The following is a 21,705-nucleotide window of genomic DNA, read 5'->3' on the forward strand; positions in this document are numbered from 1 at the left end:
AAGGGCCTCTCGTGGGAGCGGGAGGCCCTTCGACGTATGCCGAGGCGTCTGCCTCGGTCAGGGGGCGATAGGTCCGCTCCCCCGGTGGGCGCCACCACACCGGGTCGGTGCACCGCACGCCCTCCCGGCGCAGGCCCGCCCTTTGGATCTTGTTCGTGGCCGTCACCGGGATCCGCTGCACCACCCGCACGAAGCGGGGTGACATCTTCGTCCCCAGGTCCGGCTGGGCGAGCAGGAACGCGGTGAAGGCCTCCGGATCGAAGTCGCCCGCGATCGTCGCCATGACCTGGTCGCCGGTCACCGGATCCGGCACCGCGTAGACGGCGACGGCGTCCGCGCCCTCGTAGCGGGCGAGGATGTTCTCGATCATCGCCGCGGACAGGTTCTCCCCGTCGACCCGGAGCCGGTCGTCGCCGCGGCCCGCGAAGTAGAGGTAGCCGTCGGCGTCCCGGCAGAACAGGTCCCCCGTCCAGTACCAGCCCTCCCGCCGCCGCTCCGCCTCCGCGCCGGGATTGCGCCAGTACCCCTCGAAGGGGTTCGGCCCCTGGTTGACCAGTTCCCCGATCGCCTCGTCCCCGTTGACCAGCCGCCCGCCCGCGTCGAACACGGCCGGCGGACACTCCGCGCGGGTCTGCGGATCAAGGACGACGAGCCCGGGCCCCGCCCGCCCCACGGCCCCCGGCGGCGTCCCCGGCGACCACTGCACGGCGGCCCCGCCCTCGGACGACCCGTACCCCTCCACCAGCCGCACCCCGAACCGCCTCTCGAAGGCGGCGGCGTCCACGGCACCCGCCTCGGTGCCGAAGCCGAGCCGCAGCGGGTGATCCCGGTCGTCGGGACGCGGCTCGGTGGCGAGGAGGTACTGGATCGCCCGGCCGACGTAGGTGAAGTACGTCGCCCGATACCGCCGTACGTCGTCGAGGAATGCGGACGCGGAGAACCGCCGCCGCAGCGCGATCCCGGCGCCGGCCGCGAGGGCGGGTGCCCAGTCGGCGATCACCGCGTTGCCGTGGAACATCGGCATGCAGACATAGTGCACGTCGTCGGGGCGGACGCCGAACTGGTCGGCCAGCGAGCGCCCGGCGGCGGCCAGCCGGCCCTGGCTGCAGATCGCGGCCTTGGGGGCGCCGGTCGAGCCGGAGGTGAAGTAGAGCAGCAGCCGGTCGCGCGGGGCGGCCCGGGAGGGGTCGGGGCGGGCGTCGGCGTACGGGGCGAGCAGGGCGTCGTACTCCGGTGTGCCGGTCAGCAGCAGGCGCAGGCCGGGCAGCTCCAGGCCGTCGAGCAGCGGCAGCCGGGCCCGCTCGGTGATCAGCACGCGGCACTCGGTGTGCAGGATGTCCCGGGCGAGCTCGGGCCCCCGGCGCGTGGGGTTGATCCCGGCGACGGCGGCTCCCGCGAGGGCGGCCGCGCCGAGCCACAGCGGGTACTCGGAGGTGTTGTCGAGGAGCACGCCGATGTGCGGTTCGGCCCCGGGTGGCAGGAGGTCGGCGAGCAGCGCGGCCCGGACGGCGGCGCCGGCGGCCACCTCGTGCTGCGTGAGCACCGCGTCCTCGAACCACAGCCCCGGCCGATGGTCACCCCACCGCGCCGCGACGAGCTCCGCGACCGTACGCCGTCCAGTGGAGTCCCTGGAGTCCATGGGCGCGCACGGTAGTTGACATACCGTCAGATGTGGAGGGTCATGGGGTCATCGTGACGCCGTCGACGACTACGGTGTCGGCGGCTCCGCCGGGGTCCTCGCCGAAGCCGATGCCGAAACCGTCGAAGACCTGGTTGTACGTGACCACGAAGCCCACGCAGAAGACCACGACCACCCCGAGGAACGCGAGGATGCCCAAGGTGGCCGCCGTCTGCCGGACGCGGCCCGGAGCGTGGGCCGTGGCCACCACCCGCGCGCCCTCGGCGTAGTGGACGGTGACGAGGTCGCCCTCGACCGTCGTCCCGGGACCGCCCTCCTCCTCGAACCGGACGACACGGCCGTCGCGCGCGGTGAACTCGTACACGTGGTGCAGGGTGGTGTGCACGGACGTGTCGCCGTGGCCGCCGCTCACGGTCGTGTACGCCCGAAGACAGCGCGCCCGCGCGGTCAGCCCGCTGTTCCACGCACTGCGTATCTGCAGCGAGCGGCGCACCACCCGGTACGCCATGAAGAGCGCCCCGGCCATGATCAGGCCGGGTACGAGGTAGAAGAAGAAGTCCATCGTGCGGTCCCCCGAGGTCGGTACGCCGACCCCGATCGGCCGGCGTGGAAGGGATCTACCCACGCCGGCCTGGGTGCTGACTCAAGGGAACCTCAGAACGTGACGTCCGAGCACGCGTAGAACGCGTTGCCCGTGTCGGCGATCGTCCACACCGCGAGGATGACGTGGTGACCGCTGAGTCCGGACGGCAGCCGGCCGCTGTGCGAGAGCGTGGACGGCGGGCGCTGCCCGTTGTACGGGACCGTGAAGAACGGCGTGAGGTTCAGGTCGGAGCGGGACAGGTTGTGGTTCTGGTTCCAGCCCGGCTTGGTGACGTAGTATCGGAAGTCGGTCGTGGCGTGCATGGCCGTGAACTGCCAGCGGAACGTGTAGTTCTGACCGCCGGTCACCCGGGTGGTCGGCCAGGCGCCGCCGGACGGCGTCTTCGGCGCGCTGAGCTGGCTGAACTGGCCGAGGCCGGCGTTGCATATCTGGCCGTCGGCCGGTCCGGAGCCGGGGAAGCCCTTCGGGCCCTCGACGCTCTGCGGCTCCCACTGGATGGAGCCGCAGTTGGTCACGGTGCCGTTCTGGCAGAGCTTCTGCCGGCTGATGGGGAGATCGGTGTAGCCGTGGCTGCTGGCGCCGCCGCCGGAGAGCACGACGGCCCCGGCCGTGGTGAGTCCGAGCGCGGCGGCGTACCACTTGGTCCTTCTGCGCATGCTGCTGCTCCTGGGAACGTGGGGGAAGTTCGACGAGCTTGCAGGTCTAGACCAAGTCCCAGATTATTGCTGACCATTGAACATGTCCATACCAATCAGGGACCCTGTTCGCCGCGTCCCGCGCAGAACGCCACCGTCAAGTCCTTGACCAGCGTCTTGCGTTCGTAGTCGTCCAGCTCGACCAGGCCCCGCATGGTCAGCCGCGTCACCGTGTCCTCCACCGAGTCGACGACCGAGTCGACCATGCTGGCCCGGTCCTGGGCGTCCAGCGCGGCGATCCGCCGCCGGTGCATGGCCGCGGCGACCTCGGGCGCGTACTCCACCCGCACCGGCCGCACCGAGAACACCTCGAGGCCGACCATGCCGGCGTCCCGCACCGCCAGCCTGGTCAGGGTCTCCGCCGCCGCGTCGACCGACGCCCGCGCGGTACCCGGCATCTCCACCGGCACCCGGACCAGCGCCGCCTCGACGCACTCGCGCAGATACGACTCGTGGTCCTCCACCCCGAGCGTGGCCCGCGCGGTGTCCTTCACCCGCCACACCACCAGCACGACCACCCGCAGCGCGACCCCGTTGCCGTCGGCGGCCGGCATCGGCTCGCTGCGCCAGTGCCGCAGCCGTACGTCGACCCGGCGGCGCAGCAGCAGCGGGTTGACCCACATCAGCCCGGTGCGCCGGACCGTCCCCCGGTAGCGGCCGAAGAGCCCGAGCACCCAGGCCCGCCCGGTCCGCCCCCGCGCCAGCCCGCCCAGTCCGAACAGGCCGAGCGCCCCGGCCCCCGTGAACGCCGCCCACTGCGCCGGGCCCAGCCCGGTCCCCGCGGACACCGGCAGCCCGAGCGCCTGAACCATCAGCGGCGGCAGCGCCCCGGCCCACCACGAGGTGGCCAGGCAGCCGACCGCCCCGCAGGCACCGGCGAGCACCCCGGCCGCCCCCGGCAGCACCTGGGCGGGCCGTTCCACCAGCTCGGGGTCGACCTGTGGCGCGGGGCGCGGCTTCGGCTGCACCGGGCGGCGCAGCCGCGGCTGTTCGCCCGTGCCCTGCCGGCGCGCCACGACCGTCGGCCTGAGCGGCACCGAAACCGGCCCGGCCTCGTCGCGGAACAGCAGATGCACCGGGATCTCGGTGGTCGCCTCGTTCTGGATCAGCCGCCCGGGCCGGACCGGCGGCTCGGCCGGCCCCGCGAGCCCCTCGGGCTCGGGTGTGTGAGAAGTGGTCGTGGTCATGCGTGCCTCCAGCCTCCGCGCCAGATGCGTCACAACAGGGGTTGCCGGGATGCCGGGCAACAGGAGTGGTCGGAATTCCGGTTCACGCGAACAGCCGCCGCCAGGTCTCCGGCCCCGGGTAGCCGTCCGCGGCGCCGCCCCGCCAGCCCTGGGCGCGTTGGAAGGCCTCGACGGCACGCCGGTCCGCCTCGCTCCAGCGCGGACCGGGCCCCATCTCGTAGTGCTTGCCGAACCCCTTCTTCACCAGCTGCTCGCCGAGCTGGGTGACGTACTCGTTGTCGGCGCCGGGCCGGAACATCGCCCGGCCCGGATAGCCGGCCACCCCGTGCGAGGCCGGCTGCTCGGGCGGGCGCGAGCCGGTCGTCGCGGCCGGGACGTCCTTGCCCTTGCCCGTCACCAGCAGCCTCCATGTCCCCGGCCCCGGCAGCCCGTCGGCGTCCTGCCCCCGCCAGCCCTGCGCCAGCTGGAAGGCCTGGGTGGCCCTGCGGTCCGCGTCCGACCAGCGCGGCGAGGGGCCGCCGGTGTAGTACCGACCGGCGCCACGGGCCACGAGCAGTTGGCCCAGCCGGGCGACGTGCCTGTTGTTGGCGCCGGGCCCGAAGTGCGCCCGCCCCGGGTACGGCGTCGGGGGCTCGGCGTCCACCGGGCCGGCGGTGTCCGGCTTGGCCGCCCCCGGCTCCCCGGCGTCCGGCTCGGTGGCGGGCGGTTTCTCGGCCGGGGGCTGCTCCCCGCCCTGCTCCTCGCCGTCCTGTTTCGTACCCGCCTTGAGCCCCTTGTAGCGGTAGGCGACATAGCGGTCGGAGTGGTTCCAGTAGGCGTATGGGGTGCTCCGCCGGCGGGCGTGCGGCGGGGCCGCCTCGTAGGCGATGTAGTAGGTGTGCGTGTGGTCCGTCCAGCCGCCGAAAATGACGACGTGCGACCCTTTCTGGGGGTTCGCCAGATTGTGGAAAAGCAGCATGTCACCGGGCTGCAGATCAGCCTTGGTGATCCGCACGCCGTACTGGCCGAGGCTGCCGGTCCATTCGTTTCCGGGAAGCTTCCAGGCCATCGAGACGAAGCCCGAGCAGTCCTGCCGGTATCCGTCCGACCAGTACTTGGACATGCTGTACGGCACTTTGGCCGCGACCCATTTCTTGGCCCGTTTGATGATCTCCGCGCGGGTCGTCGCGGGTGTCTTGATCGGGCCGGAGGGCTGGGCCGGCGTGCCGCCGGGGCCGTGCAGCGGGGCCTTGCCTCCCTGGGGCGTCTCGGGCTCGTCACCTGCGGGAACGGCGGGTCGGTCGAGGGTGTGGGGGGCGGCCACGGCAGGGGCCGTATGGCCTACGGCGATGGTCGTGGAGGCGGCTGCGGCGAGGATCAGCGCCCGGGTGGCGGCCGGGTGACGGCCGGTCGTGGAATGCGGCAGTACGCGTTGCCAGTGAACGCATCCGGGGCAGTCGCAGTCACTCGCCGGATCGAATTCCTCGAATACCGGAGAACGAGCCTCCATGCGATTCCCCTCACACTCCAGTCGGAAATGTCCGCGGCTGTACACTCCGTCAGTTTCTCAACTGTCTTCCGGACTCGCATGTTGACGGTCCGAATGGTTTACGCCCCCCTCCGGACCTGCGCACCTTCCCGGCCGGCTGGTCCGGAGCACCCCCCGAGGTCATGTAGAGTTAACGCCGTCAGCACGCGCCGCTAGCTCAGTTGGTTAGAGCAGCTGACTCTTAATCAGCGGGTCCGGGGTTCGAGTCCCTGGCGGCGCACAGACAGTGAAGGCCTCTCGCGACTGCGGGGGGCCTCCGCTTTTTGAGATGGTCGGCGCACAGACAGCCCGCGGCTGCGCCGCGCGCTTGGGGGCTCTGCCACCCACACCCCCCCCTTCAGCCGGAAGCCCCTCGTGCAAGCGGGGGGCTTCTCGCGTGTTTGGCCGGATACCCTCTGGCCATGGCAGCTCGTGACCTGCAGGAGCGGATCAAGAAGCTCATCATTGACCGGCGGCTGGCCTCGGGGGCCCCGTTGCCGACGGAGCCCGAGCTGATGGCTCACCTGGGTGCCAGTCGCAATTCCGTGCGCGAGGCGCTCAAGGGTTTGCAGGCGATGGGCATCGTGGAGATCCGGCACGGCTTCGGCACCTACGTCGGCACGATGTCCCTCGCCCCCATGGTCGAGGGCCTCGCCTTCCGCACGGTCGCCGGGCACCACCGGGGCGAGGACACCCTGCTCCAGCTGGTGCAGCTGAGGGAGGCCGTGGAGACCGGGCTGGTCTCGCGGCTCGCGGGGCGGCTCCCGGACACCGACCTCGTTGAACTGGACGCGCTCGTCGACCGTATGGAAGAGCAGGCCGCGCTGGGCGGTGACGGCATCGCCGAGACCGACCGGGCGTTTCACGCCACCCTCTACCGGGGGCTGGACAACGCACTGCTGGGCGAGGTCATGGAGGCGTTCTGGGACGCCTTCCACCGGGTTCACACCGACCTCGGTGGCGCTCCGCAGGATCCCCTGGTCACCTGCCGGCAGCACCGGGAGATCGTGGACGCGGTGCGTTCGGGCGACGCGATACGGGCAGAGGAGGCCATACGGGAGCACTTCGGCAACATCCGCGCTCGCGTGTCCACAACGGGTACACAACACCCCCACAGGTGCCACAATGAGCGCGTATGACCGGTAAACACCTCGTTTCGCATCTTGCGATCATGTGGAACGGCGTAGAACCCTGGGGATGGGTTTACCAAGATGCTGCGAATACGCGGCAGTTGGGGGGCAAGGAGCCGGTTGCCGGTTTTTGCGGGGAGTAGGGGGCCCCGTTCATGACCGCATGCCGAGGGGGGCATGATGCAACCGGAAGGTCGCGTTTCCATGTCTAAGGTGTGGAAGATGTGGTGACTGCGGCCCACCACTGATACGCCTGTGAAGGTCGAGGGGGATCGACACAGTCGTTAAGGAACCGACAGACACGCGGGTGACCTGCGTGTGGGGGGATGACTCATGACGTCGACGCCGACGGGCGCCCGGCAGAACTTCGACCCGTCTCAAACCACCCAACTACGGGTGCCTTCGCAAACGCGCACCGGCGCGTTCCGCCGGATCAAGAAGACGCTGCCGAAGTACGACTACGAGCACTACAGCCGTCTGGCCGGCCCCCTCACCCAGCCCGATCCGAACAAGCCGTACCGGGTCGAGTACCGCTCGCTGATCTCGCAGGAGCCGCACCGCATCAGGGTCGCGCTCATGCTGGCCGCGGCGCCGGTGCTCTCGCTGGTCCTGCTGTTCTGGCTGCTGCAGCCCGAGCACTGGACCGAACGGGACTATCCCGCCTACGACTTCCTGCCGGCGCTCGACATAGTCATGCTCGTCTCGATCGGCCTGATCGAGTTCTTCCGCTGCATGAACGTGCTGTCCAACGCGCACGCCACGCTGGTCGCCCGCGACCCGATCCCGGTGGTGCCGGAGACCGGCACGAGAGTGGCCTTCCTCACCTCCTTCGTGCCCGGCAAGGAGCCGCTGGAGATGGTGACGAAGACCCTGGAGGCGGCCGTCAAGCTGCGCCACCGGGGTCTGATGCACGTCTGGCTGCTCGACGAGGGCGACGACGCGGAGGTCAAGGAGGTCTGCGCCCGGCTCGGTGTGCACCACTTCTCCCGCAAGGGCATCGCGAAGTGGAACCAGGCCAAGGGCCCGCACCGCGCCAAGACCAAGCACGGCAACTACAACGCCTGGCTGGACGCACACGGCGACGACTACGACTTCTTCGCCTCGGTCGACACCGACCACGTGCCGCTGCCGAACTACCTGGAGCGGATGCTGGGCTTCTTCCGCGACCCGAACGTCGGCTTCGTCATCGGCCCGCAGGTCTACGGCAACTACGACAACTTCGTCACCAAGGCCGCCGAGTCCCAGCAGTTCCTCTTCCACGCCCTCATCCAGCGCGCGGGCAACAAGTACGGCTCCCCGATGTTCGTGGGTACGTCGAACGCCGTACGCATCAAGGCGCTCAAGCAGATCGGCGGCCTGTACGACTCGATCACCGAGGACATGGCGACCGGTTTCGAGATCCACCGCCACAAGAACCCGGCGACGGGCAAGAAGTGGCGCTCGGTCTACACGCCGGACGTGCTCGCCGTAGGTGAGGGCCCGAGCGCCTGGACGGACTTCTTCACCCAGCAGATGCGCTGGTCGCGAGGGACGTACGAGACGATCCTCAAGCAGTACTGGAAGGGCTGGTACTCGCTGCCGCCGAGCAAGCTCTTCAACTACACCATGATGATCATCTTCTACCCGATGTCCGCCCTCAACTGGATCCTGGCGGCGCTGAGCTGCGCGCTGTTCCTGGGCCTGGGCGCCTCGGGTGTGAACATCGACCCCACGATCTGGCTGATGCTGTACGGCAACGCCTCCGCGCTCCAGATCGGCCTGTACGTCTGGAACCGCCGCCACAACGTCTCGCCGCACGAGCCCGAGGGCTCCGGCGGTGTGGCCGGCATGGTGATGTCCGCGCTGTCGGCGCCGCTGTACGCGAAGGCGCTGATCGACTCGGCGCTGCGCAAGAAGAGCAAGTTCGTGGTGACGCCCAAGGGTGATTCCGCCAGCCCCGACCGGTGGTTCGGGACGTTCCGGTACCACTGGTACTTCATCGCGATCTTCGGCGCCTCGATCGCCGCCGGGTTCGTCTACGGGCACGCCCACCCCGCGATGATCATCTGGGCGACGTTTGCCATGCTGATCACGGCGACGCCGATCTTCGCCTGGCGCTACATGCTGCGGCAGGAGAAGAAGAAGCCCGCCGCGACCGTGCCGGCCCAGACCGGGCCGCAGGACGCGGTGGCGACGGGCGGCGCGACCGCGGCGCAGTACCAGCCGCAGCCGCTGCCCACGCACGCCGCGCCGCCGCACGCACCGCACGGCCAGCACGGCCAGCACGGCCAGCACGGCCAGCACAAGCCGAGCTGGGCCGCGTCGGGCAGCGGTGGCAATGACCAGACGATGCAGATCGCCCTGGGTGGACTTGGGGGACGTAAGGAATGAACGACCGTGCAGGCCGCCGCCGCGCCCGTCGACTCGCGATAGGTACGGCGGTGGTACTCGCGCTGGCCGGAATGAACGGGCCGTGGCTCTATCGAGTCGGCACCGAGAAATACCACCAGTACCAAATCAACAAGCCCGAGTACAAAGCCGAGAACGGCAAGTGGGAGATCGTCGATTTCCCCGAGGAGTACCGCCAGAACACCATCCACGCGGCGCTCCTGCACACCGGCAAGGTGCTGCTGATCGCGGGCTCGGGCAACAACCAGGACAACTTCGACGCGAAGAAGTACGACACCCGGATCTGGGACCCGGTCAAGGGCACGATCAAGAAGGTGCCGACGCCGAACGACCTGTTCTGCACGGGCCACACCCAGCTGTCCAACGGCAACCTGCTGATCGCGGGCGGCACGAAGCGGTACGAGAAGCTCAAGGGTGACGTCACCAAGGCCGGCGGCCTGATGATCGTCCACAACGAGAACCCGGACGAGCCGATCACGCTGCCCGCGGGCACCAAGTTCACAGGCAAGGAGAACGGCAAGACGTTCGTCTCCAAGGACCCGGTGCTGGTGCCGCGCGCGAAGAAGGTCTTCGACAAGGCGACCGGCGAGTTCCTGCGCAACGACCCCGGTCTCGGCCGGATCTACGTCGAGGCGCAGAAGAAGGGCGCCAAGTACGAGACCGGCACCCAGGACAACTACCGCATCCAGGGTCTGAGCGGTGCCGACGCCCGGAACACCTACGGCATCGCGCAGAAGCTCGCGCTCGACAAGAAGGACTTCCAGGGCATCCGGGACGCCTACGAGTTCGACCCGGTCGCCGAGAAGTACATCAAGGTCGACCCGATGCACGAGGCCCGCTGGTACCCGACGCTCACCACCCTGAGCGACGGCAAGATCCTCAGCGTCTCCGGCCTCGACGACATCGGGCAGCTGGTGCCGGGCAAGAACGAGGTGTACGACCCGAAGACCAAGGAATGGACGTACCTGACGAAGGTGCGGCAGTTCCCGACGTACCCGGCGCTGTTCCCGCTGGAGAACGGCAAGATCTTCTACTCGGGTTCGAACGCGGGCTACGGGCCCGACAACGTGGGCCGTGACCCGGGCATCTGGGACGTGGACACCAACAAGTTCAGCAAGCTGCCCGGTCTGAGCGACTCCAAGCTGATGGAGACCTCGGGCACGGTGCTGCTGCCGCCGGCACAGGACGAGAAGTACATGGTGATCGGCGGCGGTGGCGTCGGCGAGTCCAAGGAGTCCAGCGAGAAGACGCGGCTGATCGATCTGAAGGCGGACGCCCCGAAGTTCGTGGACGGGCCGTCGCTGGAGAAGGGCACGCGGTATCCGCAGGCGTCGGTGCTGCCGGACGACACCGTGCTGGTGTCGGGCGGTTCGGAGGACTACCGGGGTCGCGGCGACTCCAACATCCTCCAGGCGCACCTGTACCGGCCGGGCGCGAGCGAGCTCGACCGGGTCGCCGATCCGCTGGTGGGTCGTAACTACCACTCGGGGTCGATCCTGCTGCCCGACGGGCGCGTGATGTTCTTCGGCTCGGACTCGCTCTACGCCGACAAGGCCAACACCAAGCCGGGCAAGTTCGAGCAGCGGATCGAGATCTACACGCCGCCGTATCTGTACCGGGACGCGCAGCCCTCGCTGTCGGGCGGGCCGCAGACCATCAAGCGGGGCGGGACGGGCACGTTCACCTCTCGGCACGCGTCGTCCATCGAGAACGTGCGGCTGATCCGGCCGAGTGCGTCGACGCATGTGACGGATGTGGATCAGCGGTCGGTGAAGCTGGACTTCAAGAAGTCCGGGGACAAGATCACGGTGGATGTGCCGACGAACCGGAATCTGGTTCCGTCGGGGTGGTACATGCTGTTCGTGACGGACGATCAGGGGACGCCCAGCAAGGCGCAGTGGGTCAGGGTGCCTTAGACGCAGGAACGCTCCCGCACCTTGTTCTTCGGGTGCGGGAGCGTTGTGGTTTTCGCACACGCGGCGGAGCCGCATATGTCACGGCCCCGCGCCCCTAGGGGGTTGTCGCCTTCGCCAGTTTCAAGGCGTAGTCCGCCCACCACTCGCCCGCCTTCGGGCCGCCCTTGCACTCGCCGTCCGACTCTCCGGGGCGCTTGACCCAGACGTAGGCGTCGACCAGGGGGTCGGACGTCTTGGTCGTCGGGGTCTCCCCCAGTGCGCGGCCGGGCGGGTTGCACCAGCGTTCGTTCGGGTCGCCCTCGGTGTAGGGGCCGTTGCCGTTGCGGCTGGTGTCGATGACGAACGGCTTGTTGCCCACCTTGCCGGAGAGCTGCTTGCCGTACGCGATCGAGTCCTTGGTGGTGTAGAAGTTGGACACGTTGACGGAGAAGCCGTCGGCCTGGTCGATGCCCGCCCACTTCAGAGGCTCGAAGATCTGGTCGGGATGGCCCCAGCCGGCGTTGCCCGCGTCCACGTAGACCTTGGTGTTCTTCAGCGACTTCAGCTTGCCGATGGCCCCCTTGAGGAGGTCGTAGCGCTCCTCGTGGAACTCGTCCGGGGTGCAGCCGTCCACCAGGTGCAGCAGCGCGTCCGGCTCCAGGATCACCGTGGCGGCGCGGTCCTCGATGCCCTTGGCCACACCGTCGATCCAGTCCCGGTAGGCGTTGCCGTCGGCGGCTCCGCCCTGGGAGTACTGGCCGCAGTCGCGGTGGGGGATGTTGTAGAGGACCAGCAGGGCCGTACGGCCCGCCTTGTCGGCGGCCTCGGTGTAGCCGCGTGCCTCCTGCTCCGGGTTCTCCGGGCCGATCCACTCGCCCGTCGGCTGCTGCGCTATCTTGCGGATCTCCTCGGCGTCCTCCTTCTTGCCGTCCTTCTCGTAGGCGGCCACCTGCTGTGCCGCGTTCCCGTCCGGGTTCACCCAGAACGGGTCGGTGTCCTTGGGCTGTTGGGTGATCCCGGCGCCGGCGTTGTCGTCCGGTTCGTCCTTGTCCCCGGAGGAACATCCCGCGATCAGCAGTGCCGCCCCCAGCACCATCGCGGACGTCCGCGCGCGAGCGCCCCTCCAGGCCCCCCTCTTCAGGTACATCCAGCTCCCCCTCGGGTGCTTCGTTCGAGGCTCAATCCTGACATACGTGTCGTGAGGCACACGAGGTCGCCGAGCCTTGTCGGGGACCTGTTACAGCCACTATGACGGGCTTCGTCGAACGGGGTGCGGTGCCGCCCTCGGGGCGGTGTCCACCGGGGAACAGGGGAAGGGGAGGGTGCGGTGATGCACCGGTCCACCCGGGAGATCCGGCTCGCGCAGGCGTTGGTGGAGTCGGCGGACACCCTCGCCGACGACTTCGAGGCCGCGCACTACTTGTCCCGCGTCGCCGACCACTGTGTGGGGTTACTGGCCGCGCGGGCGGCCGGTTTCATGCTGATCGAGGAGGGGCGGACGGTGTCGCTGGCGGCGGGCGGCATCGGGCGGGAGGTCGCGCTGGAGCTCCTGCGGGCCCAGCACGGCGGCGGGCCCTGCCCCGACAGCTATGGCTCCGGCCGGCCGGTGCCGCCGGTCTCGATCAGGGCGGCCCGGGCCGACGGGCGCTGGCCCGAGTTCACCGAGCGGGCGCTCGCGCACGGCATCGCCACCACCTACGCGGTCCCGCTGCGCCGCCGGGAGCGGCTGCTGGGCGCGCTGGGCGTCTTCGGCGCCGACCTGCCGGGCGGCTCCCCCGCCGAGGACGACTCGACGCTGCGGCTGGCCCAGCTCGTCGCCGACTGCGCGGCCCTCGGGCTGGAGAACGGCACCCGGTACGCCCAGTGCCGCACCCTGGCCGGTCAGTTGCAGCGGGCGCTGTCCAGCAGGGTGCGCATCGAGCAGGCCAAGGGCATGCTGGCCGAGCGCTGGAACACCCCGGCCGACGACGCGTTCGTGGCGCTGCGGCAGTACGCGCGGCGCCATCAGCTGCCGCTGGACCGGGTGGCGCGGGCGGTCATCGACCGGGTCGCGGACGACGCCGAGCTGCGCCGGGAGGCGGGGCGGGCGGACGAGGAGGGACGCCCGTAGCGCCCCCTGGCCCGTTCCCCCAGGTCGTGTTCCGTTCTAGAGTCGTGCCCGGACGACCCCAGCCCCCGGTCGGACCGTCTCCACCGTGGTCATACAGACCTCCCGCGTCGTGCGCCGGGTTACTCCCGCGGCCCGTGCGCCCGCGGTTGAGGACCAGCCCGGTCGACGGCTTCGGGGGGAGCGGGTCGTCGACCGGGCCAGGTGGGGCCCGATGACGGCCTACAGCACGGCCCCGCTGAGATACGCCGAGACGATCAGGTTGGCCGTGTAGCCGCGGGTCGCCCGGTCGAAGGTGCCGGCGCAGGTGATCAGGCGCAGTTCGGCGCGGCCCGGTCGGTGGACGCCGTAGGCCTGGTGGGCGTCGAAGCGGTCGCGGGGGACGGTCCGGACGTCCTCCACGGTGAACACGGCGACGCGGCCGTCGGCGCGGATCACCCGCAGCGTCGCGCCCGGCCTGAGCGCGCCGAGGTGCCGGAAGACGGCGGGCCGGGTCTCGGTGTCGAGGTGGCCCACCATGAGCGCCGCTCCGGCCGCTCCGGGCCGCACCCCGGCCGCGTACCAGCCGACGGCGCCGGCCTGCGCGTAGGGCGGTGGGTCGGGCGCGCCGTGCGCGTCGAGGCCCCGGGCGACGACCGGTGCCCGCACGTCGAGTCCGGGGATGTCGAGGCGCAGCGGCCGGGCGTCGCCGCCCAGCGGCCGGGTGACGGGCGGCAGTCGCACCGACGCCGGCCGTCCGACCGCCGCGACGTCACCGGCGACCGGATCGGACCGGTCCTGCCGTACGTCGGTGACCTCACGCCCCCACAGCCACAGCCCGAGCAGCAGCAGGGTCCAGACGACGCCCGTCAGGACGCGGCCCGCGTGGGTGGAGCGCTCGTGGTCGGCCATGGTCAACGGTGCCGTCTGCTCCTGCGGGCGCTGCGCAGGGCGACAGCGGTGGCGGCGACGCCGGCCAGGATCAGGCCGGTGACGGTGTGCGCGGTGCCGGGGCCGGCCGCGCGGGCGTCGACCATGGCGAGCTTCGTCGTGCCACCGCCGCCGGCCCGGACGGGGGCCACGGGAGAGGCGGGGGCCGAGGGCTCGGGACCGTGCCGTACGGACTGCTCCGCGCCTTTGCGTACGACGGTGACGGCGGCGGTTCGGGACTTCTGCCCGCAGGCGACCTTCACGTCGTAGGTGCCCGCCTTGGCCGTGGAGCGGACGCGGCTCTCGCCGGCGAGGGTGCCGTCGGCGACGACGGTGAGGCGCGCGTCGGCGACGAACGCCTCGGAGACGGCCGTGGCGGTGCGCTGGGGGCATCCGCCGACGCGCAGCGTGATGTCGCCCCCGGGGCGTGGGGCCGACGGACTCAGCGAGACGCCCCCGTCCGACGCGTGTGCCGTCGGGGTTAACACGGCCACGCCCAGAGCGGCCGCCGCACAGAGAGTGACCCGCAGTGATCCCATCGTGAACCTCCAGATATCTGGAGACTCCCCCCGGAGGGCGGGCCCCGCATCCTCAGCGGGGCCCGTACTGCTCCGTACGGGTCATATGACCGCCGCCGAGGGTTTCAGACCCGGTCGACGAGGTCCGCGATGGAGTTGACGATCTTGGACGGCCGGTACGGGAAGTTCTCGACCTGCTCGGGCGTGGTCAAGCCGGTGAGCACGAGGAAGGTCTGCATCCCGGCCTCCATGCCGGCCAGCACGTCGGTGTCCATGCGGTCGCCGATCATGGCGCTGGCCTCGGAGTGGGCGCCGAGGGCGTTCAGGCCGGTCCGCATCATCAGCGGGTTCGGCTTGCCCGCGAAGTACGGCTGCTTGCCGGTCGCCTTGGTGATCAGCGCGGCGACGGCGCCGGTCGCGGGCAGCGGGCCCTCGGCCGACGGGCCGGTCTCGTCGGGGTTGGTGCAGATGAACCGGGCGCCGGCGTTGATGAGCCGGACCGCCTTGGTCATGGCCTCGAAGGAGTAGGTGCGGGTCTCGCCGAGGACGACGTAGTCGGGCTCGTGGTCGGTGAGGACGTACCCGATGTCGTGCAGCGCGGTGGTCAGGCCGGCCTCGCCGATGACGTACGCCGAGCCGCCGGGGCGCTGGTCGTCGAGGAACTGGGCGGTGGCCAGCGCCGAGGTCCAGATGTTCTCGATCGGCACTTCCAGGCCCATGCGGTTCAGCCGGGCGTGCAGGTCGCGCGGGGTGTAGATCGAGTTGTTGGTGAGGACGAGGAAGGGCTTGCCGGACTCCCGGAGCTTCTTGATGAAGGCGTCGGCGCCGGGGATCGGTACGCCCTCGTGGATCAGCACACCGTCCATGTCGGTGAGCCAGGACTCGATGGGCTTTCGGTCTGCCATGTTGCTGTGACTCTCCTGCGTGCGGGATGAGCGGGGGCGCCGGAACCACGGCGTGCCGACGCCCCCAGCGTAGTCAGGACCGGCTGATCCTGACCCCGTCGATCACCCAGTACCAGTTGTTGGAGCCGGTGTAGCGGAACCGGAAGTTCACGCTGGAGGCGCCGGAGGGTACGTCGACGGTCAGCGACTGGGGCTGCGAGACGACATCGGAGGTGTAGCTCTTGACGACGGTGGGGGTGCCGCCGTTGAAGGAGGCGAGGACCTGGGCCGTCTGGGCGCCCTCCTGCCGGTAGAAGGTCGTGAAGTCCAGCCGCACCTTCGTCCTCCCGGTGACGTCGTACACGGGGGTGACCAGGGTGGAGTCGTAGGAGCCGGAGAAGGTCCGGTCCGACCACTCGTCGGAGTCGGCGACCGCGAAGACGCCGCGGGCGCGGACGTTGAGCTCGCGCCACTGGTCGCGCTGGGTGCGGGACCAGAACTCGTCGGTGGCGAAGGCCCAGCCGCGCCACTCGGTCATCCCGCCGGTGCCCATGGCGTTGTTGATGACGGACCAGCCGCTGGGCGGGGTGTGTGTGAAGCCGAGCACGCCGGCCGGGATGCCGGTCTCGTCGACCCGTCCGGCCAGTGCGGGCTGGAGCGCCTCGAAGGGGTCGGTGGAGCGCTCCTGGATGGGCTTGCCGTCCAGGCCCCAGGCGGGGTCGGGGGTGATGCCGAGCTGCTTGAAGACGGTGGCGGCGACGTCCACGAGCCGGGTGTCGATCGGGCGGGCGCCCGCGGCGATGCCGGGCCCGGTGGCGAGGACGAAGGTGCGCCGCTCCTCGATCGAGGATCCCCCGTGGCCGCCGGCGTTCAGATGGCCGTGGTCGGTGGCGACGATCACGGTCCAGCGCTCGGTGGCGTGGCCGGGCCGGGCCTTGATCGCGGCGCGCAGTCTGCCGAGGTAGGCGTCCTGGACGGCGATCTGGTCGAGGTAGGCCTGGCTGCCGGCGCCCTGGTTGTGGCCGACGATGTCGGACTGGCCGAAGTAGACGAACAGGACGTCCGGGTTCTGGTCGCGGATGATCGCCTCGGCCTCGCCGGCGATGGTGGCGTCGTGGCCGGTGTAGCCGTCGGCGTCGCCGTCGAGGACCAGCTTCGCGTCCGCGCCGGGGGTGACGGTGCCCTGGGTGTCCAGGGGCTTCCAGTCGACGGCCGCGTAGGTGGACAGCGCCGGGCGGACCTGGGCGAGGCGGGCCAGGAAGCCGGGGTACTGGGCGTACTTCTTGCCGGCGAAGGTGTTGTCCTTCACGCCGTGCTTGTCGGGCCACACACCGGTGGAGATGGTGGACCAGCCGGGGCCCGAGGAGGTGGCGGCCATCGGGCTCGCGTACAGCAGCGAGGTGCCGTAGGTGCCCTCGCTCATCATGGCCTTCAGGTGCGGGGCGTTCGCCGCGTCGATGCGGTCGTGGCGCAGCCCGTCCATGCCGATGACGAGCACCTTGTCGTCGCTGGTGCCGTTCGGGAGCGTGGGGACGGCGTGGGCCTGGGAGGCGCCGGCGGTGCCGAGTGCCAGGGTGGCGGCGGTCGCGGCGGTGGTGGTGAGGACGGTGCGGCGGGACAGGTGTGACGTCACGTGATCCTCCTGGGGCGGGTGGGTGCGGGCATGGCGACGCCCCCGGTGGTTCCAGGGGCGTCGCGGGTGGGGCGGCTTCGCGGATGTGGCCTTGGTGGTATCGCCTCGGCGGGTGGATTCGAGGAGGCGGCTCAGCTGCCGGTGGCCGACTTCCAGGCGTCGACGTACGACGTCAGGTTCTTGTCGATGTCGTCCCAGTCGGGCTCGAAGACCTCGACCCCCTCGATGATCTTGGCGAGGGCGATGGCGTTGGCGTCGGTGGCCTTGACGTCCTGGCGGGCGCTGAAGCCGCCGCCGATCTCGCTGACCTGCTGCTGGGCGCCCTGGCTCAGCATGAAGTCGAGGAGCTTTCTGCCGTTCTCGGTGTGCGGGGCGTCGGTGACGAGGCCGGCGGCGTAGGGCAGGGCGAAGGTGGTGGGCCTGCCGCCGTCCTTCGCGGGGAACCAGATGCCGAGGTTCGGCATGGACTTGGACTGGGCGAAGTTCATCTGGACGTCACCGTTGGCGACGAGGAGTTCGCCCTTGTCGACCTTGGGGGCGAGCTTGCCGGTGGAGGCGGACGGGCCGACGTTGTTGGACTGGAGCTTGCCCAGGTACTCCAGTGCGGCCTTCTCGCCGCCGAAGTCGTGCATGGCCTTGATGAGGACGGCGGTTCCGTCGCCGGCGACGCCCGGGGTGGAGTACTGGAGCTTGTTCTTGTACGTGCCCTCCAGCAGCTGCTCCCACGTGGTGGGCGGCTGCTTCAGCTCCTTCTTGTTGTAGATGAAGCCGAAGTAGTTGTTGACGACCGAGGTCCAGGTGGCGTCGGCGCTCTTGTCGGCGCCGTTGACCTGGTCGGAGCCCTTCGGGGCGTACTTCTGCAGCAGGCCCTTGCCGTCGGCCTGCTGGATGAAGGGCGGGAGGGTGACGAGCACGTCGGCCTGCGGGTTGTTCTTCTCCCGGGCGGCGCGCTGCACCATCTCGCCCGAGCCGCCCTCGACGTACTCGACCTTGATGCCGGTCTCCCTCTCGAAGTCCTTGAAGACCTTGTCGTACCAGCCGTCGCCCTTCTCGCCCTTGAGGCCGTCGGCGCTGTAGACGGTGACGACCTTCTCGTCGGAGGCGGCCGAGTCGCCGCCGCAGGCGGACAGCAGCGGGGTGGCGAGCAGGGTGAGGGCGAGGGCGAGCTTGAGGGTGTTTCTGGGCATGACGGGGTGAACTCCTTGCACGGGGAGGGGCGTCGGGGTCAGCGGTAGGAGGCTTTGGTGCGGACGCGGGAGACGGCGAACAGGGCGAGCAGGGTCGCCGTCATGAGGACCACCGCGAGGGCGGAGCCGGCGAAGAGGGCGCCGCGGTCGGTGGCCGCGTAGATCAGGACGGGAAGCGGGGTCCAGTCGGGCGGGTAGAGCATCATCGTGGCGCTCAACTCGCCCATGGACAGGGCGAAGCAGAGGCCGGCGGCGGCGGTGAGCGAGGGCAGCAGCAGGGGGAGCCTGACCCGCCACAGGACGTAGCCGGGCCGGGCGCCGAGGGAGGCGGCGGCCTGTTCGTAGGCCGGGTCGAGGCGGGCGAGGGCGGCGGACACGGACTGGTGGGCGAAGGCGGTGACCAGGACGGTGTGGGCGAGGATCACGATCTCCCGGGTGCCGTTGAGCAGGAACGGCGGCTGGGAGAAGGCGACCAGGATCGCGAGGCCCACCACCACGGAGGGCACGGCGACCGGGAGGACGAAGAGCGCGTCGAGCACCCTGCGGTGGCGCCGCTTCAGCCCGGCCGCGGCCAGCGCGGCCCAGGTCCCGGTGGTCAGGGCGAGCAGGCTCGCGGCGGCGGCCGTGAGGAGGCTGGTGGTGAGGGCCTGGAGGGCCTCGCCGCGGGTGGCGGACGAGTAGTTGCCGGTGGTGAAGCCGGAGGGCAGCACGCTCGACCAGTTGGTGGCGAAGGAGGCGCCGAGGACGACGAGGAGCGGAAGGGCGAACAGGGGCAGGAAGAGGACGAGGAAGACGGCCCATACGGCCCACTTGGCCCCGCGGCTATGCACCAGCACGGCGGCTCACCACCCGGTAGAGGCCGTAGAGGCCTACGGAGATCAGGACGTTGACGACGGCGACCACGCAGGCGCCCGGGTAGTCGGACTCCAGGATCGCCTTGCTGTAGACGAGCATCGGCAGGGTCGTGACGCCCTTCGCCCCGGTGAACAGGACGATCCCGAACTCGTTGAGGCACAGCACCAGCACGAGGCTGCCGCCGGCGGCGAGAGCGGGCACCGCCTCCGGGAGGATCACCCGGCGCACGATCCGCAGCGGCCGCGCGCCGAGCGAACCGGCCGCCTCCAGCTGGGCGGTGTCCAGTTGGGAGAAGGCCGCGAGCAGGGGGCGTACGACGAAGGGCGTGAAGTAGGTGATCTCGGCGAGCAGCACGCCCCAGGGGGTGTTGAGGAACTGGAAGGAACCGACGATGCCGGTCGTGCCGTAGATGAACAGCAGGGCGAGGGTGATCAGGAAGGACGGGAAGGTGAGGAAGACGTCGACGAAGCGGGCGACGATCCTGGCCCCCGGGAACGGCACGAAGGCGATGATCAGCGCGAGCACGAAGCCGAGAACCAGACACCCGACGGTGGAAGCGACGGCAATCCACACGGTGGTCCACAGCGCCTCACGGAAGGAGGTCGAGGCGAAGACGTCGGCGTAGGGCTGGAGGGACGTCCCCCCGGTGTCCGGCTGAAAGGACTGCTGGACGACGAGGGCGAGGGGGTAGAGGAAGAAGAGGGCGAGCAGGACGACTGGCGGGAGAGCACCCACCCAGGGGCGCGGGGCCTTGTTGAGTTCGCGGCTGCCGCCGCGCGGGCGCGACCAGCCCCCACCCCGCCGCACCCGACGGACAACCTCAGTCATGGCCCACCCCTGCGGCCAGCAGCACCGCATCGTCCGGGGAGAAGTGCAGGGTCACATCGTCCCCGTGGACCGGCGGATCCTTGAGTTCCCGCACGTCCGCGATGACCCGGTGACCGTCGACCTCGACATACAGCCGGTGCGTGGCGCCCCGCCACTGGATCTCGCTCACCGTCCCGGCGAGCCGGTTCGGCCCGTCGCCGAGGCCGACCAGGTGGGGCCGGACACAGAGCGTCGCCTTCGCGCCCGGCGCCGCGCCCACCGTGTCCACCTTCAGCTCGCCGCCCCCGAAGGTCACGCCGCCCGAACCGACCGTCACCGGCAGCAGGTTGGCGTTGCCGACGAAGGAGGCCGTGAACTCGTTGGCCGGCGCCCGGTACAGCTCCCGCGGCGTGCCGCAGGCCTGGAGCCGGGCGCTGTCCATCACCGCGATCCGGTCGGCGAGGGTGAGCGCCTCGACCTGGTCGTGGGTGACGTACAGGATCGTCACGTCGGGCAACTCGCGGTGCAGACGGGCCAGTTCGGCGAGCATGCCGGAGCGCAGCCGGGCGTCGAGCGCGGAGAGCGGTTCGTCGAGGAGGAGGACGCCGGGGCGGATGGCGAGCGCGCGGGCGATGGCGACGCGCTGCTGCTGGCCGCCGGACAGCTCGCGCGGGTAGCGGCGGGCGTAGGCGGCCATGCCGGTCATCTCCAGGGCCTCGGCGACCCGGGTGCGGATCTCGGCCTTGGGCACCTTGGGCGACTTCTGCGCCCTCAGTCCGAAGGCGACGTTCTCCTCGACCCGCATGTGCGGGAACAGGGCGTACTGCTGGACGACCATCCCGATGCCCCGCCGGTACGGCGGCAGGGCCGTGACGTCCCGCCCGCCGAGGTACACCCGCCCGGAGGCGGGCCGTACGAACCCGGCGACCGCCCGCAGCGCGGTGGTCTTGCCGGATCCGGACGGCCCGAGCAACGCCATGACCTCGCCGGGCTCGACGGTGAGGTCGAGGGAGTCGAGGACGACGTTGCCGTCGTAGGCGACCGTCACCGAGTCGAAGCGGATGCCGGTCATGTGAGCACTCCCGGCAGGTCGGCCACGCTCCGAAGCACATGACTCGCCCCGGCCGCCCGCAGCGCGTCCGCGTCGTGCGCGCCGGTCAGGACGCCGGCGACCAGGCCCGCGCCCGCGCGGACGCCGCTGAGCATGTCGTAGGAGGTGTCGCCGGCGACGGCGATCTCCCGGACGTCGTCGGCGGCCGAGGTCCGCAGCAGGGCGGTGAGGACCATGTCCGGGTACGGCCGCCCCCGGCCCCCGGCGTCGGCGGGGCACAGGGTGAGCGGCACCAGGTCCCGCCAGCCGAGCGCGTCGAGGATCGCGTCCTGGGTGACCCGGGCGAAGCCGGTGGTCAGGACGACGGTGCGGCCGCCGCCCTGGAGCTCCTCGATGGCCTCGCGGGCGCCGGGGACCGGTGCGACGAGCCCGCCGTCGACGAGTTCGCCGTACGCCTTCTCGAAGGCCGCGTTGGCGCGCCTTGCCTTGTCCTCGTCGCCGAACAGGTGCCGGAAGACGGAGATCTTGGACTCGCCCATGGTGGCGCGGACGTAGGCCAGCTTGTCGGCGTGGTCCGGGGAGCCGGGCTCGACGCCCAGTTCGGCGGAGGCCGCCGCGAAGGCGCGCTCGACGAGGCCGCCGTCGGCGACGGTGGTGCCGGCCATGTCGAGGACGACCAGCCGGATGTCCTGATGGAGCGTCATGTCTG

19 protein-coding genes and 1 tRNA gene are annotated in these 21,705 nt (G+C 70.6%); 5 read left to right on the forward strand and 15 right to left on the reverse strand.

The window, feature by feature from the left end:
* The 5 genes from ACIRD7_RS13200 to ACIRD7_RS13220 all read right to left on the reverse strand — a co-directional run.
* On the reverse strand, positions 1-1,639 hold a 1,639-nt coding region (locus ACIRD7_RS13200; RefSeq protein WP_403452882.1), incomplete at its 3' end, for an AMP-binding protein.
* Between the two features lie 40 nt (positions 1,640-1,679).
* Positions 1,680-2,201: a hypothetical protein gene (locus ACIRD7_RS13205; RefSeq protein ID WP_403452883.1), complete on the reverse strand. Its 522-nt coding sequence runs from the start codon at positions 2,199-2,201 to the stop codon at positions 1,680-1,682.
* Positions 2,202-2,293: 92 nt separating this feature from the next.
* Positions 2,294-2,899, reverse strand: a complete 606-nt coding sequence (locus ACIRD7_RS13210; RefSeq protein ID WP_403452884.1) for a lytic polysaccharide monooxygenase — start codon at positions 2,897-2,899, stop codon at positions 2,294-2,296.
* A gap of 95 nt (positions 2,900-2,994) precedes the next feature.
* On the reverse strand, positions 2,995-4,125 hold the full coding sequence (locus tag ACIRD7_RS13215) for an SPFH domain-containing protein (protein ID WP_403452885.1): 1,131 nt from the start codon (positions 4,123-4,125) through the stop codon (positions 2,995-2,997).
* Between the two features lie 82 nt (positions 4,126-4,207).
* Positions 4,208-5,614, reverse strand: coding sequence for a peptidoglycan-binding protein (locus ACIRD7_RS13220; RefSeq protein ID WP_403452886.1), 1,407 nt, complete (start codon positions 5,612-5,614; stop codon positions 4,208-4,210).
* 185 nt (positions 5,615-5,799) lie between these two features.
* Between ACIRD7_RS13220 and ACIRD7_RS13225 the strand changes: the two genes are divergently transcribed.
* The 4 genes from ACIRD7_RS13225 (at position 5,800) to ACIRD7_RS13240 (ending at position 11,066) form a co-directional block, all read left to right on the forward strand.
* Positions 5,800-5,873 (forward strand) — tRNA-Lys (locus ACIRD7_RS13225).
* Between the two features lie 181 nt (positions 5,874-6,054).
* Positions 6,055-6,771 (forward strand): FadR/GntR family transcriptional regulator, encoded by a 717-nt coding sequence (locus ACIRD7_RS13230; protein WP_403452887.1) that lies wholly within the window; start codon positions 6,055-6,057, stop codon positions 6,769-6,771.
* 324 nt (positions 6,772-7,095) lie between these two features.
* Positions 7,096-9,132 carry a glycosyltransferase family 2 protein gene (locus ACIRD7_RS13235; protein WP_403452888.1) on the forward strand — a complete coding sequence of 679 codons (2,037 nt, stop codon included), beginning with the start codon at positions 7,096-7,098 and terminating at the stop codon, positions 9,130-9,132.
* On the forward strand, positions 9,129-11,066 hold the full coding sequence (locus ACIRD7_RS13240) for a galactose oxidase-like domain-containing protein (RefSeq protein WP_403452889.1): 1,938 nt from the start codon (positions 9,129-9,131) through the stop codon (positions 11,064-11,066). The genes ACIRD7_RS13235 and ACIRD7_RS13240 overlap by 4 nt, the downstream gene beginning before the upstream one ends.
* Positions 11,067-11,160: 94 nt before the next feature.
* On the opposite strand, the gene ACIRD7_RS13245 is transcribed toward ACIRD7_RS13240, so the two are convergent.
* Entirely contained in the window at positions 11,161-12,192 is a 1,032-nt protein-coding gene (locus ACIRD7_RS13245) for a glycoside hydrolase family 6 protein (protein WP_403452890.1), read from the reverse strand.
* Positions 12,193-12,375: 183 nt separating this feature from the next.
* Here ACIRD7_RS13245 and ACIRD7_RS13250 point away from each other — a divergent pair, with 183 nt between their 5' ends.
* A complete protein-coding gene (locus tag ACIRD7_RS13250; protein WP_403452891.1) occupies positions 12,376-13,155 on the forward strand; it encodes a GAF and ANTAR domain-containing protein in 780 nt (259 codons plus the stop codon).
* A 219-nt stretch (positions 13,156-13,374) separates the two neighbouring features.
* Here the strand turns inward: ACIRD7_RS13250 and ACIRD7_RS13255 are convergent, their stop codons facing one another.
* From ACIRD7_RS13255 to ACIRD7_RS13295, 9 genes are all read right to left on the reverse strand, one after another.
* Positions 13,375-14,043, reverse strand: coding sequence for a class F sortase (locus ACIRD7_RS13255; RefSeq protein WP_403453081.1), 669 nt, complete (start codon positions 14,041-14,043; stop codon positions 13,375-13,377).
* Positions 14,044-14,045: 2 nt separating this feature from the next.
* Positions 14,046-14,600 (reverse strand): hypothetical protein, encoded by a 555-nt coding sequence (locus tag ACIRD7_RS13260; protein WP_403452892.1) that lies wholly within the window; start codon positions 14,598-14,600, stop codon positions 14,046-14,048.
* A 104-nt stretch (positions 14,601-14,704) separates the two neighbouring features.
* Complete coding sequence (locus ACIRD7_RS13265) at positions 14,705-15,484, reverse strand: HAD-IIA family hydrolase (RefSeq protein WP_403452893.1); 780 nt, start codon at positions 15,482-15,484, stop codon at positions 14,705-14,707.
* 73 nt (positions 15,485-15,557) lie between these two features.
* A complete protein-coding gene (locus tag ACIRD7_RS13270; RefSeq protein ID WP_403452894.1) occupies positions 15,558-17,096 on the reverse strand; it encodes an alkaline phosphatase family protein in 1,539 nt (512 codons plus the stop codon).
* Between the two features lie 131 nt (positions 17,097-17,227).
* Complete coding sequence (locus ACIRD7_RS13275) at positions 17,228-18,283, reverse strand: 2-aminoethylphosphonate ABC transporter substrate-binding protein (protein ID WP_403452895.1); 1,056 nt, start codon at positions 18,281-18,283, stop codon at positions 17,228-17,230.
* Positions 18,284-18,321: 38 nt separating this feature from the next.
* Complete coding sequence (locus tag ACIRD7_RS13280; protein ID WP_403452896.1) at positions 18,322-19,119, reverse strand: ABC transporter permease; 798 nt, start codon at positions 19,117-19,119, stop codon at positions 18,322-18,324.
* The gene (locus tag ACIRD7_RS13285; RefSeq protein ID WP_403452897.1) at positions 19,106-19,966 is read right to left on the reverse strand and encodes a 2-aminoethylphosphonate ABC transporter permease subunit; all 861 of its coding nucleotides are present in this window, start codon (positions 19,964-19,966) and stop codon (positions 19,106-19,108) included. The genes ACIRD7_RS13280 and ACIRD7_RS13285 overlap by 14 nt, the downstream gene beginning before the upstream one ends.
* Positions 19,959-21,017, reverse strand: a complete 1,059-nt coding sequence (locus ACIRD7_RS13290; RefSeq protein ID WP_403452898.1) for an ABC transporter ATP-binding protein — start codon at positions 21,015-21,017, stop codon at positions 19,959-19,961. Before ACIRD7_RS13290 ends, ACIRD7_RS13285 begins: the two co-directional genes overlap by 8 nt.
* Entirely contained in the window at positions 21,014-21,700 is a 687-nt protein-coding gene (locus tag ACIRD7_RS13295; RefSeq protein WP_403452899.1) for a phosphonatase-like hydrolase, read from the reverse strand. Before ACIRD7_RS13295 ends, ACIRD7_RS13290 begins: the two co-directional genes overlap by 4 nt.
* Positions 21,701-21,705: the final 5 nt, after the last annotated feature.

It is taken from the genome of Streptomyces sp. NPDC093568 (assembly GCF_044764945.1).
Classification (GTDB): domain Bacteria; phylum Actinomycetota; class Actinomycetes; order Streptomycetales; family Streptomycetaceae; genus Streptomyces.

What these genes read in the sequence shown, in the direction of transcription:
- ACIRD7_RS13205 (WP_403452883.1), bottom strand. Translation starts at nt 2,201, where the DNA reads ATGGACTTCTTCTTCTACCTCGTACCCGGCCTGATCATGGCCGGGGCG.
- ACIRD7_RS13210 (WP_403452884.1), bottom strand. Translation starts at nt 2,899, where the DNA reads ATGCGCAGAAGGACCAAGTGGTACGCCGCCGCGCTCGGACTCACCACG.
- ACIRD7_RS13215 (WP_403452885.1), bottom strand. Translation starts at nt 4,125, where the DNA reads ATGACCACGACCACTTCTCACACACCCGAGCCCGAGGGGCTCGCGGGG.
- ACIRD7_RS13220 (WP_403452886.1), bottom strand. Translation starts at nt 5,614, where the DNA reads ATGGAGGCTCGTTCTCCGGTATTCGAGGAATTCGATCCGGCGAGTGAC.
- ACIRD7_RS13230 (WP_403452887.1), top strand. Translation starts at nt 6,055, where the DNA reads ATGGCAGCTCGTGACCTGCAGGAGCGGATCAAGAAGCTCATCATTGAC.
- ACIRD7_RS13235 (WP_403452888.1), top strand. Translation starts at nt 7,096, where the DNA reads ATGACGTCGACGCCGACGGGCGCCCGGCAGAACTTCGACCCGTCTCAA.
- ACIRD7_RS13240 (WP_403452889.1), top strand. Translation starts at nt 9,129, where the DNA reads ATGAACGACCGTGCAGGCCGCCGCCGCGCCCGTCGACTCGCGATAGGT.
- ACIRD7_RS13245 (WP_403452890.1), bottom strand. Translation starts at nt 12,192, where the DNA reads ATGTACCTGAAGAGGGGGGCCTGGAGGGGCGCTCGCGCGCGGACGTCC.
- ACIRD7_RS13250 (WP_403452891.1), top strand. Translation starts at nt 12,376, where the DNA reads ATGCACCGGTCCACCCGGGAGATCCGGCTCGCGCAGGCGTTGGTGGAG.
- ACIRD7_RS13255 (WP_403453081.1), bottom strand. Translation starts at nt 14,043, where the DNA reads ATGGCCGACCACGAGCGCTCCACCCACGCGGGCCGCGTCCTGACGGGC.
- ACIRD7_RS13260 (WP_403452892.1), bottom strand. Translation starts at nt 14,600, where the DNA reads ATGGGATCACTGCGGGTCACTCTCTGTGCGGCGGCCGCTCTGGGCGTG.
- ACIRD7_RS13265 (WP_403452893.1), bottom strand. Translation starts at nt 15,484, where the DNA reads ATGGCAGACCGAAAGCCCATCGAGTCCTGGCTCACCGACATGGACGGT.
- ACIRD7_RS13275 (WP_403452895.1), bottom strand. Translation starts at nt 18,283, where the DNA reads ATGCCCAGAAACACCCTCAAGCTCGCCCTCGCCCTCACCCTGCTCGCC.
- ACIRD7_RS13285 (WP_403452897.1), bottom strand. Translation starts at nt 19,966, where the DNA reads ATGACTGAGGTTGTCCGTCGGGTGCGGCGGGGTGGGGGCTGGTCGCGC.
- ACIRD7_RS13290 (WP_403452898.1), bottom strand. Translation starts at nt 21,017, where the DNA reads ATGACCGGCATCCGCTTCGACTCGGTGACGGTCGCCTACGACGGCAAC.
- ACIRD7_RS13295 (WP_403452899.1), bottom strand. Translation starts at nt 21,700, where the DNA reads ATGACGCTCCATCAGGACATCCGGCTGGTCGTCCTCGACATGGCCGGC.